Source organism: Aquamicrobium terrae, from assembly GCF_052978165.1.
Map to the genome: position 1 here is coordinate 3,361,335 of NZ_JBRKLZ010000001.1, position 19,057 is coordinate 3,380,391.

At 65.4% G+C, this 19,057-nt stretch carries 15 protein-coding genes, 2 tRNA genes and 1 riboswitch; of the genes, 7 read left to right on the forward strand and 10 right to left on the reverse strand.

What is annotated here, in order from left to right; genetic code table 11:
• Positions 1–2: 2 nt before the first annotated feature.
• Both ACVCNR_RS16605 and ACVCNR_RS16610 read right to left on the reverse strand, forming a co-directional pair.
• Positions 3–884: an HpcH/HpaI aldolase/citrate lyase family protein gene (locus tag ACVCNR_RS16605; RefSeq protein WP_354192571.1), complete on the reverse strand. Its 882-nt coding sequence runs from the start codon at positions 882–884 to the stop codon at positions 3–5.
• Entirely contained in the window at positions 884–1,411 is a 528-nt protein-coding gene (locus tag ACVCNR_RS16610; protein ID WP_354192570.1) for a MaoC family dehydratase, read from the reverse strand. The genes ACVCNR_RS16605 and ACVCNR_RS16610 overlap by 1 nt, the downstream gene beginning before the upstream one ends.
• Positions 1,412–1,489: 78 nt before the next feature.
• On the opposite strand from ACVCNR_RS16610, the gene ACVCNR_RS16615 reads away from it, so the two are divergent.
• Entirely contained in the window at positions 1,490–2,611 is a 1,122-nt protein-coding gene (locus tag ACVCNR_RS16615) for a DUF2336 domain-containing protein (protein ID WP_447075548.1), read from the forward strand.
• Between the two features lie 9 nt (positions 2,612–2,620).
• On the opposite strand, the gene ACVCNR_RS16620 is transcribed toward ACVCNR_RS16615, so the two are convergent.
• The 7 genes from ACVCNR_RS16620 to ACVCNR_RS16650 form a co-directional block, all read right to left on the reverse strand.
• A complete protein-coding gene (locus ACVCNR_RS16620) occupies positions 2,621–4,642 on the reverse strand; it encodes an FUSC family protein (protein WP_447075550.1) in 2,022 nt (673 codons plus the stop codon).
• Positions 4,643–4,667: 25 nt separating this feature from the next.
• Entirely contained in the window at positions 4,668–6,743 is a 2,076-nt protein-coding gene (gene parE, locus ACVCNR_RS16625) for a DNA topoisomerase IV subunit B (RefSeq protein ID WP_354192566.1), read from the reverse strand.
• Between the two features lie 208 nt (positions 6,744–6,951).
• Positions 6,952–9,762, reverse strand: a complete 2,811-nt coding sequence (gcvP, locus tag ACVCNR_RS16630) for an aminomethyl-transferring glycine dehydrogenase (protein ID WP_354192565.1) — start codon at positions 9,760–9,762, stop codon at positions 6,952–6,954.
• A 12-nt stretch (positions 9,763–9,774) separates the two neighbouring features.
• Entirely contained in the window at positions 9,775–10,143 is a 369-nt protein-coding gene (gcvH, locus tag ACVCNR_RS16635) for a glycine cleavage system protein GcvH (RefSeq protein WP_354192564.1), read from the reverse strand.
• A gap of 6 nt (positions 10,144–10,149) precedes the next feature.
• Positions 10,150–11,250, reverse strand: a complete 1,101-nt coding sequence (gcvT, locus tag ACVCNR_RS16640) for a glycine cleavage system aminomethyltransferase GcvT (RefSeq protein ID WP_447075551.1) — start codon at positions 11,248–11,250, stop codon at positions 10,150–10,152.
• Positions 11,251–11,399: 149 nt separating this feature from the next.
• Positions 11,400–11,487, reverse strand: a riboswitch (glycine riboswitch).
• A gap of 118 nt (positions 11,488–11,605) precedes the next feature.
• Positions 11,606–11,995 carry a helix-turn-helix domain-containing protein gene (locus ACVCNR_RS16645; protein WP_447075553.1) on the reverse strand — a complete coding sequence of 130 codons (390 nt, stop codon included), beginning with the start codon at positions 11,993–11,995 and terminating at the stop codon, positions 11,606–11,608.
• Between the two features lie 233 nt (positions 11,996–12,228).
• Positions 12,229–12,303: transfer RNA gene (locus tag ACVCNR_RS16650), tRNA-Asn, on the reverse strand.
• Positions 12,304–12,557: 254 nt separating this feature from the next.
• On the opposite strand from ACVCNR_RS16650, the gene ACVCNR_RS16655 reads away from it, so the two are divergent.
• The 5 genes from ACVCNR_RS16655 to ACVCNR_RS16675 all read left to right on the forward strand — a co-directional run bounded on the left by ACVCNR_RS16655 (position 12,558) and on the right by ACVCNR_RS16675 (position 16,640).
• A complete protein-coding gene (locus ACVCNR_RS16655; protein WP_354192560.1) occupies positions 12,558–12,827 on the forward strand; it encodes a hypothetical protein in 270 nt (89 codons plus the stop codon).
• Positions 12,828–12,961: 134 nt separating this feature from the next.
• Positions 12,962–13,035 (forward strand) — tRNA-Cys (locus ACVCNR_RS16660).
• A gap of 90 nt (positions 13,036–13,125) precedes the next feature.
• Positions 13,126–13,794 (forward strand): protein-L-isoaspartate O-methyltransferase family protein, encoded by a 669-nt coding sequence (locus ACVCNR_RS16665; RefSeq protein WP_354192559.1) that lies wholly within the window; start codon positions 13,126–13,128, stop codon positions 13,792–13,794.
• A 164-nt stretch (positions 13,795–13,958) separates the two neighbouring features.
• Complete coding sequence (locus ACVCNR_RS16670; protein WP_354192558.1) at positions 13,959–15,356, forward strand: TolC family outer membrane protein; 1,398 nt, start codon at positions 13,959–13,961, stop codon at positions 15,354–15,356.
• A gap of 435 nt (positions 15,357–15,791) precedes the next feature.
• Positions 15,792–16,640, forward strand: a complete 849-nt coding sequence (locus ACVCNR_RS16675; RefSeq protein ID WP_447075555.1) for a PopZ family protein — start codon at positions 15,792–15,794, stop codon at positions 16,638–16,640.
• A 142-nt stretch (positions 16,641–16,782) separates the two neighbouring features.
• On the opposite strand, the gene ACVCNR_RS16680 is transcribed toward ACVCNR_RS16675, so the two are convergent.
• On the reverse strand, positions 16,783–17,589 hold the full coding sequence (locus ACVCNR_RS16680; protein ID WP_354192556.1) for a DUF72 domain-containing protein: 807 nt from the start codon (positions 17,587–17,589) through the stop codon (positions 16,783–16,785).
• A gap of 209 nt (positions 17,590–17,798) precedes the next feature.
• On the opposite strand from ACVCNR_RS16680, the gene ACVCNR_RS16685 reads away from it, so the two are divergent.
• Complete coding sequence (locus tag ACVCNR_RS16685; protein WP_447075556.1) at positions 17,799–19,046, forward strand: GGDEF domain-containing protein; 1,248 nt, start codon at positions 17,799–17,801, stop codon at positions 19,044–19,046.
• The last annotated feature ends 11 nt before the right edge of the window (positions 19,047–19,057 follow it).

Here is a 19,057-nt window from a genome sequence, read left to right on the forward strand (position 1 = left end):
GTTCAGCCGGTAACGCCCGCCGCCCGCGCCCTGGCCAGCAGCCGCTCGGCCAGGCGCAGATGCGGGCGGTCGTACATCTTGCCGCCGATGCCGACGACGCCGGGATTGCCCGCCGCTTCGAAGGCGGCCACCACCGCCGCCGAATGTTCGACGGCCTCGGGTGTGGGGGTGAAGGCGGCGTTGATGACCGACACCTGTGCCGGGTGGATCGCCATCTTGGCGGTGAAACCGTCGCGCTCGGCCTCGATGCACTCCGCCTCCAGCCCTGCCAGATCGCGGAAATCCGGATAGACACTGTCGATGGCGGCCACTTCCGCCGCCGAGGCGGCAAGCAGGGTGACGGCGCGGGCAAGCCGGAACACGTCGGTATAGCGCCCGTCCGCATCCCGCGCCGCTCGTGCGCCGATGGCGGCCGACAGGTCTTCCGCGCCCCAGGTCAGGCCGGCAAGGCGCTGGCTCGCGCCCGCATAGGTCGCGCCGGTGAAGAGGGAAGCGGCCGTTTCGGTGGCGATGGCGATGACGGAGATGCCGCCGTCCGGCAGTTCCTGCTCGGCCTCCTGCACGCGCAGCTTGACCGAAAGCCGCTCGACATCCGCGCCGCTGGTCGACTTGGGCAGCATGATGCCGGCCGGCCGGGCCGGCACCAGCGCGGCAAGGTCGGCATCCGTCAGGCCGGTCGTGAGGTCGTTGACCCGGACATAGACGGCCGGCTTCTGCATCTTCGACCGTGCGGCAAGGAACTCTGCGGCAATGCGCCGGGCGCTCTCCTTGTTGGAAGGCGCGACGGAATCCTCCAGATCGACGATCACCACGTCGGCTTCGGAGGCAAAGCCCTTCTCCAGCTTCTTTTCCGAATCGCCGGGAACGAACAGCAGCGACCGCATCAGACCGGCTTCTTCAGCATCATCGCCTGACGCAGGCATTTGGCCACCAGAACGTCATGCTGGTTGTAGGCCCGGTGCTCCAGTTCGACGATGCCGCGGTCGGGCTTCGATTTCGATTTGCGCACCGAGATCACAGTGGTCTCCACCCGCACCGTATCGCCGTGGAACAGCGGGTGCGGGAACACCGTGTCCTTCATGCCGAGATTGGCGACGGTGGTGCCGACGGTCAGGTCGTTGACGGCGATGCCGATCATCAGGCCGAGGGTGAACAGCGAATTGACCAGCGGCCGTCCCCATTCGGTCTTCGATGCGAACTCGAAATCGATGTGCAGGGGCTGCGGGTTCAGCGTCATGACCGAAAACAGCATGTTGTCGCTTTCGGTCACCGTCTTGCGCAGCGCGTGGCGAAAGACATGCCCGACCTCGAATTCCTCAAGATACAATCCGGCCATGGCGCTCTCCTCCTTTTGCACTTTTGATAGGACCCTGCCGCGCGCGCTGCAAGCGGCAGACGCCCGGGAAAACATGGTGAACGCTTTATTAAGCCATTGGGCCTATCGTGGATTTCAGAGCCGGGGCTGGCTTTCGGGGGTTGGGCGCAAGTGATGGTTGTTTCGCATTTCCTCAAGTGGATCTGCACGGCGAAGGTTTCGGAACGCGCCGCCGCCGCCGCCGCCCTTGCCAACGCCTATGTGCAGCACACCCTGCCTTTCGAGGACCGGTGCGCCGCCGAGGCGGCACTCACCCTTTTGCTGGACGATCCGTCCTCCAAGGTCCGGCAGGCCATGGCCGAAGCCTTGTCGATGAGCCGCCATGCCCCGCCGCAGGTTATCGCCGCTCTTGCCGCGGACCAGCCGGAAGTGGCCGCGCTCGTCGTCGCGCGCTCGCCGCTGCTGACCGATGCCGACCTGATCGACCGCGTCGCGGCGGGCACCGTGGCCACGCAGAAGCTGGTGGCCGACCGCCCGTCGGTCTCGATGCCGGTGGCCGCCGCCATCGCCGAGATCGGCGAGGCCGATGCCTGCGTGGTGCTGCTGAAGAATTGCGGCGCCGACATCGCCTCGCTGAGCTTTCGGCGTATGGCCGAGCGCTTCGGCCATGTAGGCGCGGTGCGCGAGGCACTGATCGCGGACATGCGCCTGCCGGCGGATTGCCGACACATGCTGCTGGTCAAGCTCGGCGAGACGTTGAAGGGGTCGCCCCTGGTGCAGGCGCTGATGGGCGCTGCACGAGCCGAGCGCCTGATGCGCGATGCCTGCATCAAGGCTTCGCTGACCCTGATCGAAGGCACGCAAGGCGACGAACATGCCGCGCTGGCGGAACATCTGCGCCTGCGCGGCGACCTCACGGCGTCCTTCCTCATTCGCACCGTGGCGCATGGCAAGATCGATTTCTTCGGCAGCGCGCTGGTGGTGCTGACCCGCCGCAGCGAGCAGCGGGTGGCTTCCCTTCTCGCCGCCGGCAACGATGTGGCGTTGCGCGCGCTGCTCACCGGCGCCGGCCTGACCGAGGCCACCCACGCCGTCATCCTGCGGGCGCTCAAGGTCTGGCGAGAGGTTGCCAATGGCAAGCGCGTCGCCGGGGTGCAGGAGGTGAGCTGGCTGATGCTGAAGGAGCTCGGCGGGCAGGGCGCGCAAGGTGAACTGGCCACGCTGGTGAAATCCATCCATCTCGATGCGCTGCGCGAAAACGCGCGCGGCCACGCGCTGGCTATCGCCGCCGCCTGACGGAACGCTTCACGCCCTGCGGTTGAAGAAGGCCGGGTGATCCTCGATCGCCGCCGCGATGACGCGCATGGCCGCCGCTGCCTGCAAGGCCTCGGTCGTACCGGCCTCGGCGATGTCCTGCGCTTCCTGTCGGGTCCTGGCGATGATCGTGTCCCATGAATGGCCGGACGGCGGCACGAGCAGGCCGCGCGCGATGTCGCGCAGGAACCGGGAGGCTGCGTCCCTGGCGGGTTGCGTCAGCACGCCGCCGAGCTGCAACTTGCGCAGCCGCAACACTTCCAGCCCGGCCGTCACCGCCGCCACGCTGCCGCCGATGAGGATTTCGCCGTCCTTGCCCTTGGCTTGCAGCAGCGGCATCAACTGGCTGATGCGGTCATAGGCGAGGCTTTCGAAGGCGGAACGCCGCGCAATGCGCTCATGCAGGCACAGCCGCGCCAGATCCTCGCGCATGGCCCGCACGATGCGTTCCGCCGTTTGCTGCGGGTCGACCGGAAGCACTACCTGGAAGACACCCATGGCAAGCAGAATCCCGATCAGGATGGAACCCGAACCGGCAAGAAATTCCACCGGATCGTAGGTCATCACCTGATGCGGGCTGAGAAATGCAAGGAAGTTGATGGCGAACGCCGTTGCCACGCCGGTCAGGCGCGGATTGGCCATCGCCAGCGTCGCCGGCACCAGGATCGGCACCGCGAACAGCGTGAACCAGAAGAATCCGGGAAAGGCCGGCAGGAGGAGTTGGCCCACCACGAAGGCGAAGGGCAGCGCGAGCAGGGTGCCCTTGAAGAAGCCCCATGCAACCTTGACCGGGAAGGGGCGCGCCGCGAACAGGCTGGAAACGACCGCCACGATGATGACGGTGCCTTCCGTGGCCGACCATTGTGTTTCGAGCCAGAAGGCTGCGACGAGCGCGGTCGCCACCATAGCGCGCACGGCATTGCGCCATGCCGCATGGCGGTCGCGGTGGATCAGCAACGCGGGTTGCCGGCGCGTGCGCAGTCTGTCTCGCGGCTCCTGCCGCAGCATGTCGAGGCCGCGCAAGGCGCCTTTCAGGGCGTGAGTGAACTCGGCCGCCAGGGCAAAGCGCGAGGCGGTGGCGACGGGATCGTCGGTTCCCATGTCGCGTGGCAGGGTGGATGTCCGGGCGGCGACATCGTCCAGGCGTGCGATGAAGGGACCGGTGTCGTCCAGTCCGTCGGTGGCAAGGTCGTCCACCACCGATTTCAGCGCATCCCTTACCGGCCGCAGCGTCTTGTTGTCGGGCATGGCGTGGGCATGCAGCATGCGGGCCGCTGAGATGGCCGACAGAAGATGGCCGATCGTGCGGCGCAGGGATTGCGCGCGGCTCGCCCGGCCCGGTGTTTCGAGCCGGGCATAGGCCCGCATCTCGCCAAGCGCCTGCGTGTCCGCGATCAGCTTGCGATGCAGCGCCCGCAGCTTTGTGATCTCGGCGCCGGAAAAGGCTCCGGCTGCATAGGCCGCGAGATCGTTGATGGAGCGGGCCAGCCGCAGGCTCAGGGCCTCGCTGGCGAGTTGCGGCAGCATCAGCCGGCTGCTGAGTCCCGCACAGACGATGCCGACGATGATCTCGCCGCAGCGCGTCAGCGCCAGTTCATGAAGAAGCTGCGGCTCGGTGAAGGCCGGCAGGCCGATGATCAGGGCGGTGTAGCCGGCAAGGGCTGCGCCATAGGCTTCCGGATTGCGCAGCAGCGAGGAAAGCCAGGTGCAAAGCCCGATCCACAGGGCGAGTATCGCCAAGAACAGCCACGCATTGCCGCCGAAAACCGGGACGAAGAACAGCGCGGCCAGCGCGCCCGCCAGCGTGCCGGCCAAGCGGAAAAAGCCCTTTGCCAGCACCATGCCGGCAACCGGCTGGGCGACGATGAACACCGTCATCATTGCCCAATGCGGCTGGCCGAGCCCCAGTGCATAGGCGACGAGCAGCGCGACCAGCCCCGCCAGCGTGGTGCGCAGCGCAAAAATCCAGTCGCTGCGCGTGGGGCGTATCAATCCTGCGAGCCGGTCCCGCATTCTGGTCCCGGCGCGCATCGCGGTGTCAGATGTCCAGCGCGTCAGTTTCGGCGAATTCGGCGCGTTCGCTGATGAAGCGGAAGCGGGATTCGGGCTTGGTGCCCATCAGCGCGTCGACCGCGTCGCGGGTGGAGGCTTCCTCGTCGAGCACCTCCACGCGCAGCAGCGTGCGCTTCTTCGGGTCCATGGTGGTTTCCTTGAGCTGGTGCGCCATCATCTCGCCCAGACCCTTGAAACGGCCGATCTCGACCTTGCCGCGCCCGGTGAACTGGGTGCGCAGCAACTCGTCCTTGTGGGCGTCGTCGCGCGCATAGGCCACCTTGCCGCCCTGCCGGATCGAATAGAGCGGCGGCACCGCCATGTAGAGATGACCGCCTTTGATGAGCTGCGGCATCTCCTGATAAAAGAAGGTGATGAGCAGCGAGGCGATGTGCGCGCCGTCGACGTCGGCGTCGGTCATGATGATGACGCGGTCGTAGCGCAGGTCTTGCTCACGGTATTTCGAGCGGGTGCCGCAGCCCAGCGCCTGGATCAGGTCCGAAATTGTCTGGTTCGCGGTCAGCTTGTCATGGCCGGCGCTGGCGACGTTGAGGATCTTGCCGCGCAACGGCAGCACCGCCTGGCTGGCGCGGTCGCGCGCCTGCTTGGCCGAACCGCCCGCCGAATCGCCCTCGACGATGAACAGTTCCGCGCCGGCCGCCGCGTTCTGCGTGCAGTCCGCCAGCTTGCCCGGAAGCCGCAGCTTGCGCACGGCCGTCTTGCGCGACACCTCGCGCTCCTGACGGCGGCGCACGCGCTCGTCGGCGCGCTGGATCACCCAGTCGAGCAGCTTGGTGGCTTCCTGCGGATTGGCCGCCAGCCAGTGGTCGAACGGATCGCGCACGGCGCTTTCGACGATGCGCACCGCCTCGACGGTGGCCAGGCGATCCTTGGTCTGGCCAACGAATTCCGGCTCGCGGATGAACACCGACAGCATGCCGGCGGCCGAGATCATCACGTCTTCGGAAGTGATGACCGAGGCGCGCTTGTTGCCGGTGAGATCGGCATAGGCGCGCAGGCCGCGCAGGAGCACGTTGCGGAAGCCGGTTTCGTGGGTGCCGCCTTCGCCGGTCGGGATGGTGTTGCAGTAGGAATTGAGGAAGCCGTCGCCGCCGAACCAGGTCACCGCCCATTCCACGGAGCCATGGCCGCCCTGACGCTCGGTCTTGCCGGCGAAAATTTCGCGCGTGACCTGGAAATCGCCGTTGAGCGAGGCGGCCAGGTAGTCCTTGAGGCCGCCGGGGTAATGGAACTCGGCCTTGGCCGGCGTGTTGTCCTTCTCGCCGATGAGCGACGGATCGCAATTCCAGCGGATTTCGACGCCGCCGAACAGATAGGCTTTCGAGCGCGTCATCTTGTAGAGGCGCGCGGGCTCGAATTTGGCGCCCTTGCCGAAAATCTGGTCGTCCGGCTTGAAGCGGATCCTGGTGCCGCGCCGGTTGTGCACGTCGCCCAGATGCTCCAGTTCGCCCAGCGGCTTGCCGCGCGAGAAACGCTGGCGGTAGAGCTTGCGCCCACGGGCGATCTCGACCTCCAGCTCCTCCGACAGCGCGTTGACGACGGACACGCCGACGCCGTGCAGGCCGCCGGAGGTCTCGTAGACCTTGGAGTCGAACTTGCCGCCCGAATGCAGCGTGGTCATGATCACTTCGACCGCCGGCCGCTTGAATTTCGGATGCATGTCGACGGGAATGCCGCGGCCGTTATCGGTCACGGTCAGGAACCCGTCAGCCGAGAGTTCGACCTCGATGAAACTGGCGTGACCGGCCACGGCCTCGTCCATCGAGTTGTCGATCACCTCGGCGAACAGATGATGCAGCGCCTTTTCATCGGTGCCGCCGATATACATGCCGGGCCGGCGCCGCACCGGCTCCAGGCCCTCCAGAACCTCGATGTCGGCGGCGCTGTAGCCGTCGCCGCTGTCCTTTGGCGGAGAAGCGGCCGGCGCGGGAGCGGCGGCCTTGCGGGCCGCCTGCACGAGCGGGTCGGCCGGTCGCGATGGCGTGCGCACCGGCTGAGGCTTGTCTTCGATGCGGGCGAAAAGATCGTTGCTGTCGTCCATGCGAGTCCGTGAGCGGAGGCTGCGAATCACTTGAGAGTTTGCCACGCTTTGCAGCAGGGCGCGACCGAGGTTCCGGTTCTGTTCGGGAGCGTATGCAGGCAATACAGGCGATTTTCCGCCGGGGCAAGGGTTGGACCCGTCCGGAAAGGCAGAAGGCCGGCATTTTAACGCCGGCCTCCCGAGATTTTTGCAATGTCCTGCGGGCGGTTTACTCTGCCGCGTCGCTGTATGCCGAAACCGGCGGGCAGGAGCAGACCAGGTTGCGGTCGCCGGCCACGTTGTCGATGCGCGACACCGGCGGCCAGTACTTCACGATGGTATCGGCATTGCCGGCCGGATAGGCGGCTTCCATGCGCGAATAGGGGTGCGCCCAGTCGCCCGCCAGCGTCTCCGCCGCCGTATGCGGCGCGTTGACCAGCGGATTGTCGTCTGCCGGCCATTCGCCCTTTTCGACCTTCGCCGCCTCGTCGGCGATGGCGATCAGCGCCTCGCACAGGCGATCCACCTCGGCCTTCGGTTCGGACTCTGTGGGCTCGACCATCAGCGTGCCGGCCACCGGGAACGACATGGTCGGCGCGTGGAAGCCGTAGTCGATCAGCCGCTTGGCGATGTCGTCCACGGTGATGCCCGAGCGGTCCTTGAGCACGCGGGTGTCGAGGATGCACTCATGCGCCACGCGCCCGCCGCGACCCCGGTAGAGCACCGAATAGTGGTTGCCCAGCCGCGCCACGAGGTAGTTGGCGGAGAGGATGGCGATCTCGGTCGCCTTCTTCAGGCCATCCGGCCCCATCATGCGGATGTACATCCAGGTGATGGGCAGGATCGAGGCGCTGCCGAAGGGCGCGGCCGACACAGCATGCTCCGAACCTTCCACGACGTGGCCCGGCAGGTAGGGCTGCAGATGCGCCTTGACGCCGATCGGGCCGACGCCCGGACCGCCCCCGCCATGCGGGATGCAGAACGTCTTGTGCAGGTTCATGTGGCACACGTCCGCGCCGATGTCGCCCGGGCGGGCCAGCCCGACCAGCGCGTTGAGGTTGGCGCCGTCGAAATAGACCTGGCCGCCGTGCCCGTGCACGATGGCGCAGATGTCCTTGGCGCCTTCCTCGAACACGCCATGCGTGGACGGATAGGTGAACATCAGCGCGGCGAGATTGGCGCCGTGCTGCTCGGCCTTGGCCTTGAGGTCGTCGATGTCGATGTTGCCGTCATCCGTGCAGCGCACCACCACCACGCTCATGCCGGCCATGGCGGCGGAAGCCGGGTTGGTGCCATGCGCGGAGGAGGGGATAAGGCAGATGTTGCGATGCCCTTCGCCGCGCGACTTGTGATAGCCGCGAATGGCCAAAAGGCCGGCATATTCGCCCTGGCTGCCGGCGTTGGGCTGCAAGGTCACGGCATCGAAGCCGGTGATCTCGGCCAGCCACGCCTCGAGCTCGTCGATCATGGCGCGGATGCCGACCGAATGCGCCTTGGGGGCGAACGGGTGCAGGTTGGCGATGTTCGGCCAGCTCACCGGCATCATTTCGGCCGCAGCGTTGAGCTTCATGGTGCAGGAGCCGAGCGGGATCATGGCGCGGTCGAGCGCCAGGTCCTTGTCGGCCAGCCTGCGCAGGAAACGCATCATGTCGGTTTCGGAGCGGTTTTCGTGGAACACCGGCTGGGTCAGGAATTCCCTGCCGCGCGGCTTGCCGGGGAGGCTGCTGGCGCTGGATGCCTTGGCCTTGGCCCCGAACAGGGCGGCGATGGCTTCCAGGTCGGCTTCCGTCGAGGTCTCGTCGAAGGCGATGCTGACATGGTCGGCATCGATGACGCGCAGCAGGCGATCACCCTTTTCAGCCTCGGCTGCAATGGCCTCGGCCTTGCCCTTTGCCTCGACGGTCACGGTATCGAAGCGGCTGGAGCCCAGAACCTTCACCCCTGCGGCGGCAAGGCCTTCGGCCAGCCCGTTCGCCAGCGCGTGGATGCGCGAAGCGATGGCCTGGAGCCCGGCCGGGCCATGCCAGATCGCGAAGGCGGCCGCCATGTTGGCCAGCAGCGCCTGCGCGGTGCAGATGTTGGAGGTCGCCTTGTCGCGGCGGATGTGCTGCTCGCGCGTTTGAAGCGCGAGGCGATAGCCGGGACGGCCATGTGCATCGACCGACTGGCCGACGAGGCGGCCGGGCATCAGGCGGGTAAGCTTGTCGGATACGGCGCAGTAGGCCGCGTGCGGGCCGCCGAAGCCCATCGGCACGCCGAAGCGCTGCATGGAACCGACGGCGATGTCGGCGCCGAGGCTTGCCGGTGCGCTGGTGACGGTCAGCGACAGCGGGTCGGAGACGAAGACGACCACGGCGCCGGCGGCACGCGCCTTCTCGATCGCGGCCTTGTGGTTGCCATAGACGCCGTTGGCGTCCGGCCAGGAGACGATGAGGGCGGCGGTGTTGTTGTCGATGGTCGCGCCGTCGATCTCGATGCCGAGCGGTTCGGCGCGCGTGTGAAGCACGTCGAGCGTCTGCGGCAGGGGAACGCCGGCCAGCGCCACCTTGGTGCGCTTGTCGCGATGGTGGCGAACGGCGATGCCGACGGCCTCGGCGACCGCCGTGGCCTCGTCGAGCAGCGAAGCGGAGGCGACCGGCAGGCCGGTCAGCTCGGCCACCAGTGTCTGGAAATGGAACAGCATTTCCAGACGGCCCTGGCTGATCTCGGCTTGATAGGGCGTGTAAGCCGTGTACCAGGCCGGGTTCTCGAACAGGTTGCGCTGGATGACCGGCGGCACCTGCACGCCATGATAACCCGCACCGATGAAGCTCTTCATGACGGTGTTGCGCGACATGGTGGCCGAAAGCTCGGCCAGAGCTTCGGCTTCGCTGGCCGCAGCCGGCAGGTCGAGCGGCCGGTCGAGACGGATCGATTTCGGAACCGCCTGGTCGATCAGCGCCTCGACCGAGGGGACGCCGATCCGGGCGAGCATGGCGCGGATGTCATCGTCGCCGGGGCCGATGTGACGATCCGTGAAAGCGTAGGGTGCCGTGGTCATCTTGTTATCCTGTCAGCCTATATGGGCATTGTAGGCCGCCTCATCCATGAGGCCGTCGAGTTGGGACTTGTCGGAAAGCTTCATCTTCCACAGCCAGCCGTCACCGGTGGCGGCGGAGTTGACCAGCGCCGGCTCGGAGGTGAGCGCTTCGTTCGCCTCGGTCACTTCGCCGTCCACCGGCGCATAGACGTCGGAAGCGGCCTTGACCGATTCCACCACCACGGCCGTGTCGCCCCTGCTCAGGCTCTTGCCGGCTTCCGGCAGTTCGACGAAGACGAGGTCGCCGAGCTGTTCCTGCGCATAGTCGGTGATGCCAACGGTGGCGATGTCGCCCTCGACGCTCAGCCATTCGTGGTCTTCGGTGTAGTAGATCGTTGCCATGAGAAATTATCCTTTGCGGTAGCGATGCGGAGTGAAGGGCAGGGCATGCACGTCGACCGGCACTTTCGTGCCGCGCACGTCGGCGTACAGCCTGCTTCCAACGGCTGCCAGGGCGGCGGGGACATAGCCCATCGCGACCGGATGACCGGCCGAGGGGCCGAAGCCGCCCGAGGTGATACGGCCGGCGGCATTGCCGTCGGCGTCGAAAAGGGCTGCGCCGACGCGCACAGGCTGGCGACCTTCCGGCTTGAGGCCGACGCGTTTTTCAGCGGCGCCGCGGGCAATCAGGGCACGCAGGGCTTCCGCACCGACGAAATTGCCTTCGGCGCGCACGCTCTTCGGCACCGCCCACATCAGTCCGGCATCGACCGGATTGGTGTCGGGCGTGATGTCGTTGCCGTGCAGGCACAGCCCGGCTTCGAGGCGCAGGCTGTCGCGGGCGGCAAGGCCCACCCACATCACCCGCTCGTCGGCAAGCAGCTTTTCCAGCAGCGCGCGGGCATCCTTTTCCGGCGCGGCGATCTCGAACCCGTCCTCGCCCGTATAGCCGGAGCGGGTCACGAACCAGTCGGCGCGCGGCTCCATGCCGTGCATGAAGGACAGCGACCCGGTCTCGACGCCGGCCTTGTTGAGGGCCGCCTCGGCTTCCGGCCCCTGAAGGGCGAGGAAGACGCGCTCCAGCGGATTGATGGCCACGTCGAGCCCTTCGGCAAGCTTGCGCAGATGCGCCTCGTCGGCCGCCGCATTGCCGGCATTGGCCACCAGCATGAAGCGGTCGTCGCCCAGCCGCGTGACGATCACGTCGTCGAGGATGCCGGCTTCATCGTTGAGCAGGAAGGAATATTTCGACTGAAGCAGGGGCAGCGCCGCCGAATCGAGCGGGCAGGCGCGGTCGAGCAGCGCGCCGGCACCGGCGCCGGAAAGCTCGAACAGCTTCATATGCGAAATGTCGAACAGACCCGCATGTTCGCGGGTGTGCTGGTGTTCCTTCATGACGCCGGCCGGATAGGTCAGCGGCATGGACCAGCCGGCAAAGGCGCCAAAACGCGCTCCGGCCTGTTGATGCAGATCTTCTAGGGGTAGGTGCCTTGTATCATCGCCTGCCATGACTTCTCCAGAACAACACGAAACCGACCGCTGCGGCGGTCCTCCGTGCCCCTCTGTCTGAAGCCTGAGAGACTCGTGCACCCGGAACTCTGTCGGCTGCACTTACACCTTCGGCGCAGGGTGGTTAGGCCCCGACTTTCCAGAGTGTCGTCCTGTCTACGGTTCTTTTGCCTGAGAGATTTCGGGCGATTTCCCCTTCGGCGACAGCCTTGCGCTGTTCTCTCCCGCAAACAGTTGAGGCCGTTAGGCCCCCGACGAACGAATGCATAGCCTAGTCGCGGCGACTTGTCACCTGCGTGAACACCGCCGCCGACAACTATTAGTTTTCAGGATGCCGTCGTGTCTCCGGCCCGCGTCAGCGGCCGGCCGCCGCCATGCGGTCGAGGTCGCCCTGCAACCGGGAAATAAGTTGCCCGGTCTCGGCATGCAGCAGTTTCAGCTTGGCAAGCTGCTCGCCGACATGCTCGGGAGATTCGGCCTCGGCACCCGATTCATTGGGGCCCTGGCCCACGCCATGCAGCAGCCAGGCGATGCTGACGCCGAGCAGCCCGGCGATCTTGGTCAGGCGATGAAAGTTCGGCATGGTGCGATCGGTTTCCCAGGCCCGCACGGTCGCGGTCCTGACGCCGATGCGGCGCGCGAACCCGCGCGCATCGAGGTCACATGCATCAAGAGCCCTGGAAAACCGGCCGCCGAACGTATCCATGTCCGGCAATTCCTCGAAGATATTTTCGGTGTCAGCCACCCGATCCACCTCCTTGCTATCTCTTTATTTTCGTCGGTGCGGCACCCTGCGGATGCCGCCGCGAAAGGATAAGGAAGCAGCCCCCGCCCGCAACCCGCCGGCCGGGTATTTCGGCTAGCCCGTTGAAAATAAAGGATTGTTATTTCCGTGTGCTGTAGCAGGCGGCGACACCTTGCGGCGCCCGCCGCGCTTTCGCGCGGCTGCTTGCAGAGAAGCGGAAATGAAAGATGAAATGGCTCCCCGGGCCGGATTCGAACCAGCGACCAACCGGTTAACAGCCGGTTGCTCTACCGCTGAGCTACCGGGGAACAGCAGGCTCTTGCGTGAACGGGGCAGCCTATAGCAAACCCCTTTCAGCTTTGCAAAGCAGCAATTTGCATTTTTTTACTCCATTTGCACAGGCCTGCTCGAAATGTCGCAGCGGCATGGCCATATTGGCTTGCGCACGCAGGCTGGAAGGCCTGGAACGGATAGTCCGGCGGCGAGTTTCTTTGCGGGCGCGTTACCGCGTCGATGAAGCGGTGGATTCGCCGTCGCGTTCAGCCAAGGCCCATGGAGTGGTATGATTCAGGACGACCCCTTAAGCGAATGCGACTGGCCTCCGCGGCGCAAGATCACGCTGCTGGGCAAGGAGTTCACCCTGCCGCGGTCGAGGCGCGCGCGTGTCGCCATAGGCGTGGTGCTGATCGTGTTCGGTCTGTTCGGCTTCCTGCCCGTGCTCGGCTTCTGGATGATTCCCCTGGGGCTTCTGGTGCTTTCCTATGAGTTTGCGCTGGTGCGGCGGTGGCGGCGGCGCTTCGCCGTGTGGTGGGAGCGGCGGCGGCGGCGCTAGGAAACGGGCGTTTGCGCATGTTTGCCCCAGGCCGGTTTGGGCGCCGAAAGGATATTTTCCAGAATGGCTCTGTTCGGCTTGACGGCGAAAAGGGGCTAACCTATTGAGGCCGCTGGAACGCTTGGACAGCGTGAGGCCTCGTGGCGGAGTGGTTACGCAGAGGACTGCAAATCCTTGCACCCCGGTTCGATTCCGGGCGAGGCCTCCAAAGTCCCACGGCGTCCTGCAAGCGGCAGGATTGTCCGCGTTCCAATGGTTTGGGAGCGCGCGATGCGCGCCAAAGCGGGACAGCTTGCAGATGAGCGCTGAATTCACCGAGCTTCGTGTCAAAATGGTCGATGGGCAGCTTCGCACCACCGACGTGACGAACGCTTCGCTGCTTGCCGCTTTCCTCTCCGTTCCGCGCGAACTGTTCGTCGATGAAACCCTGCGCGACCTCGCCTATATCGACGAGGACATCCGCATCGCCGGCGGCGAGGGCGGACCGCGCTTCCTGATGGAGCCGTCGCCGCTCGCCCGGCTTTTGCAGCTTGCCGAAATCCAGCCCACCGATAGCGTGCTCGATGTCGGTTGCGGCACCGGCTATTCGTCGGCCATCCTGTCGAAGGTGGCCGGTTCGGTCACCGCACTGGAGAACGATCCCGTCCTGGCCGGCTGGGCGCGCGACACGCTTGCCGCACTCGGTTGCGGCAATGTTGCGGTCGTGGAAGGCGAGCTTCGGGAGGGCTGGAAGGCCGCCGCTCCCTATGATGTCATCGTGCTCCAGGGCAGCGTGGACGAACTGCCCGAATCCTTACATGAACAGCTTGCCGAAGGTGGCCGTCTGGTGGCCGTCGAGGGCCGTGGCAATGCGGGAATCGCCAAGGTTTTCCTGAAAACCAACGGGGTTGTGACCGGCCGGCGTGCCTTCAATGCGGCAATTAGGCCACTACCGGGATTCGAACGCAGCAAAGTTTTCGAGTTCTGATCGAATTTCTCTTGCAGCGGGGGCGTACTCATGTTCGCTTGCTGCGTTGAGAGAATCCGTTTGCGATCCGCCTGGATCGTGCTGGCGGGATAATGAAGAAGGCGCGTGTGGGCTGTCTCCCGGCCTGAAGCGCGCCGTTATTGATTGTAAAGTTGAGGGTCGACGTGCAGTCCTTTAGCAAGACCGTTTTTGCCGCCCTTTTGGTTGCCGCCACGGCACTTTCGCCAGTCGCGGCTTCGGCCGAAACCATCACCGGAGCACTGGCAAAGGCCTACCGCAACAACTCCTCGGTCAATTCCGCGCGCGCCGGCGTCCGCGTCACCGACGAGGACGTGGCCATCGCCAAGTCGGGCTATCGGCCGACGGTGATGGGCTCGGCCAATATCGACTACACGGAACGGCGGCGCGGCGATATGTCGACGCGGCTGACCTCGGGCAGCTTCGGCGTCCAGGTCAACCAGACGCTGTTCGACGGCTTTCAGACCAAGAATAACGTCGCTGCGGCCGAGGCGCGGGTGCGCGCCTCGCAGGAAAGCCTGCGCAACACCGAAGAGAACATGCTGTTCACCGCCGCGCAGGCCTATATGAACGTCATCCACGACCGGCAGGTCGCGGCCCTGACCCAGCAGAATCTGCAATTCCTCAACGAACAGACCCGTGCGGCACGCTCGCGCCTCGAGGTGGGTGAAGGCACCCGCACCGACGTGGCGCAGGCCGATGCGGCGCGCTCCGGCGCGGAAGCCCAGGTCAGCGCCGCCCGTGCCCAGGCATTGGCCAGCGCCGCGCTGTACCGGCAGATCATCGGCGAGGAGCCCGGCCAGTTGAAGGCTGCCGCGCCGCTTTCCAAGCTTCTGCCGCGCAGCCTCGATTCGGCAGTGACCATTGCTGCCGCCGAGCATCCGGCCATTCTTGCAACCAGCCATCTGGTCGATGCGGCAGCCTTCGGCGTGAAGTCGGCGGAAGGTGCATTGCTGCCTTCGGTCACCGCTTCGGCCGGCATTTCGCGCAGCTACAGCGACACCTCGGGCGGCGGTTCCAGCCTGCCGGGAGTCGGAAGCAGCGACGGCTATTCGAATTCCGCCAATATTGGCGCGACCCTGTCGATCCCGATCTACCAGGGTGGCCGCACCTCGGCACTGGTGCGGCAGTCCAAGGAACGGCTCGGCCAGGCTCGCATCGAGGTCGACGTCAGCCGCGACCAGGTTCGTCAGGCCGTCACCGCCGCGTGGACGGCCTATGCTGCGGCTCAGGAGGCCGTGGTTGCGAACCGTGCGCTGGTCAGCGCTGCCCAGCTTGCGTTGAACGGCGTGATCGAGGAGCGCAATGTCGGCCAGCGCACCACGCTGGAAGTTCTCGATTCGCAGCGCGACGTCATCACCGCCAAGATCAATCTGGCCAGCGCCGAGCGCGATGTCGTTCTGGCGAGCTACGCCATTCTTCAGGCGATGGGTCGTCTTTCGGTCGATCGCCTCGGCCTGCAGGTGGCGAAGTACAAGCCGGAAGAGCACTACAACGCGGTCAAGGACAAATGGTATGGCCTGCGCACGCCGGATGGCCGCTGAGCCGGCGGCCTTTTGAGACAAGACCGGAAAGGCGCTTCGGCGCCTTTTTTGTTGTGCCGCCCGTTCCGAGATTCCGGCATGGATTTCCGACACTCTCTATTTGCTGAGCCTATTGCGAGGTCGGGATGACGTGGAAAAAATCTCCCCGTCATACCGGCCAAGGGAGCGATAGCGAGCGCGAGCCGGGAGCCATGCCGCAACCTTGCCGTTGAGAGCGTTCATCGGCAAGTCGGCTTTTCCGAACGCAAGGCGGTTCGCGCCTGTGCTGCGGAATACTTCTAATCTGTTGAAATGAAGTGCGCTTCACGTTTGGGGATTCTCGCATGGCGCAGGGTCCGCTACGCTGTAAGCGTATGATTCGGATGCTGCCGGCGGTGTATGGCGGCACCGAGGGCTGACCAGGACAGCGAAATCACAGGGGCGGCGGACGTGACGATGGCGACGGCAAGCAGTGTGCAGCGCGAACCCTCCATGGAAGAGATCCTGGCGTCGATCCGCCGGATCATCGAGGATAGCGATTCCGGCCGCAAGCCCACCGAGGCTTTTGGCGAAACCGGAACCGAAGCCGAGACGGCGGAAGGCCCGGAACCGACCGTGGTCGATGTATTCCGCAGCGAACTTCGATCCGGAACGGAAGACGCTCCGGTGAAACCTTCCGTGACGGAGCCGTTGGGCACAGCCAGTACCGCGCCCGGGGCCGCCCTTTCGCTTGCGGCCAACTCGCCCGAGGAAAAGTCGAAGGAAAGCGTTTCTCCGGCTTCGGCAAGCGCGCCGGCATTTACCCGGATCGATTTCACCCGGCCCGATTCGACTCGTCCAGCCGCCGAGCAGACGGCCAGGCCGCTGCGGACGCCGGACGATTGGCACGTGCCGGTCGAAGTCGCCGAGGCGGAGCCTGCCGAAACGAAGGCGCAGGCCGATCAGGCGATGGCTCTGGCGGCCGCCATGCCTTCGCGATCCGCCGCCGCTTCCACGGAACGCACGGCGGGGGAGACCGCTTCGCCCGACATCCCCGCAGCCATGCATGACCCGGCAACTGCCGGCGAGGCGACTGATGCCGCCGCGGCGCGGCCCACCCTGGTTTCGGAGAAGACCAGCCGCCAGGTGGCGGCAGCTTTCGAGGAACTTTCGGAAGCCTTTGCGGCCCGCAGCAAGAAATCGCTGGATGAGATGGCCGAGGAAATGCTGCGGCCGATGCTGCAGGAATGGCTCGACAACAATCTTCCGACACTTGTCGAGCGTCTGGTGCGCGAAGAGATCGAGCGCGTGGCCCGCGGCACGTGAAATTGGGGCGGGCAGCATGCTCGCGCCCGCCAAATCCATTTCGGTTATGATTTCAGCTAGATAGGCGATCTTTCCGACTCAAGGCGCGAACGACTTGAATCACTTTTTCAAGTCGCGCCTGTGGCAAGTCGGGCTTGCAGCCTCAATCGTTCACCCGCCGCATCAAGGCCATGGCGCCGAACGGCGCGCGCACCTTGCCCTCGGTGATGAAATAGACGAACACGTCGCGCGGCTGGACCGGCGCCGGGGTCGATGGATCGGCCAGGGGCAGGTCGGCCGGAACCTTTCCCTCGGCCCATGTCCGGGCGCGGGCGGCCCATTCGTCCAGTGCCTTGGGCGTGTAGCAGTCTGGGTTGTCGTCGCTGCCGGTTTGCAGGCGGGCATAGACGAAATCGCCGGTGATATCGGCAATGGCCGGATATTTGGCATGGTCGGCATAGACGATGGCCGCGCCATATTTCCGCGCCAGGGCCACGAATTCCGGCGTGGCGAAACTGTCATGCCGCACTTCCAGCGCATGACGGAGTTTCACCCCGTCCTGGCTTTCCGGCAGCAGTTTCAGGAAGGCCTCGAAATCTTGCGGATCGAATTTCTTGGTGGGCGCGAACTGCCACAGGATCGGGCCGAGCTTTTCGCCCAATGCCGCGACGCCGGAGCCGAGGAAGCGCGTCATCGATTCCCCGGCCTCGCCCAGGACACGGCGGTTGGTGACGAAGCGGTTGCCTTTCAGCGAATAGACGAAGCCGTCAGGCGCTTCCGTCGCCCATTTGACGAAGGTGGGCTCCTTGAAGGAGGAGTAATAGGTGCCGTTGACCTCGATCGTCGGCACCTGCCGCGTCGCATAGTTGAGCTGCTTGGCCTTGGCCAGCTTGTCGGGATAGAAGGATTTGTCCCACGGTTCGAAGGTCCAGCCGCCCATGCCGGCACGGATCTTTCCTGACTTGGCCATCTGTCGCTCCTCGGGAGTGTCATCGGAAAATGTGGCGGGCGGAGTATTCCATTCCGGCATCTATGGCGCAAACCATGTCGTTTTCTCTGCTGACAGTTGTCACCATGCCACGGAAGGGGGGTAATCTCTTGTCGAACAGGAAGTGTCGACCAGATATATGACTTCTTTCATCCACAGGCGGTTCCACCGCCCGGCGGCAGGTGCGGTGAATGGACGACACGACGGTCAGGATGACGCTGACGCTGATCGGGCCGGGCACGCTGGCCGTCTTCGGCTGTGTGTTTGCCGCCGCCTGGGCCATCGACCGCAAGCGACCCTATCTGCTTCTGCTTGCGGGTGCCTGTGCCCTGTTTGTGGTCGGGGCCTGTGTCCAGATTGTCTATTGGCCGCGCACCCCCGGCGCCAATGCGCTGGTATCCTGCATCTTCTACACGTCGGCGGTGCTGCTGACCGCCGAAGGTCTTCTCAAGCGCTCCGGCCGGCGGCTCGGCCTTGGCTGGGGCCTTGCGGCAGGTGCCGTGATCGTCGGGCTGGTCTGGTATTTCTACTATGTGGACCGCAACCTGCTGGCGCGCGTCTACGTGATGAATTTCGGCTATGGCCTGATCTTGCTGTGGGCCACGGTGCGCCTGCGCCACCTTTGGCGAGCGCGTTTCGTGGACAGGGCGCTGTTTGTCGTCTTGCTCGCCTTTTCGGCGCAGTTCTTCGTCCGCACGATGTTGACCATCGGTTTCGAAGCGCCTCCGCTTGGGGCGAGGGCCTTCGGACAGGCCCTTTTCTGGCAGACGTTGCAGCTTTCCATGGCGGTCCTCGGCTCCGCCCTGGCGGTGGCGATCCTGGCGGTGGCAATCCTGGCGGCGGCGGTCATGGATGTCATCGACGACCTGCGCCGTGAGCGCGACAGCGACCGCCTGACGGGCGTTTTCAATCGGCGCGGGTTTGACGAACGGGCGAAAGCCATTTTCGCCGGGGAGTGGCAGCGCCCGCTGTCGCTGGTCCTGTGCGACATCGACCATTTCAAGCGCATCAACGACACTTTTGGCCATGGTGCCGGGGATGCGGTCCTGAACCTGTTTGGCGCCTTGCTCGCGGAAGCGGCCGGCCCGGGCAATCCGGTCGGCCGTATCGGTGGCGAGGAATTCGCCATCCTGCTCCATGGTCAGACAAGTGCGGACGCCATGCGCTGGGTGGAACTGCTGCGCGCCGCCATCGGCGAGGCGAGTTTCGGCGAGATGGACGGCAAAATGCAGGTTACGGCCAGCTTCGGTATCGCCGAGGCAATGGAGCGGGATACGCTGTCCACGCTGACCAAGCGCGCCGATGCCCGGCTCTATCGCGCCAAGCAGGGAGGCCGCAACCGTGCGGTGGCTTTCGAAGGTACGCCGATCATCGCGCCGCTACAGCCCGATGATGCGGAACGGCCGCACAGCCCTCGCGCGTGGCTCGGCAGACAGTGATCGTCTGCCTC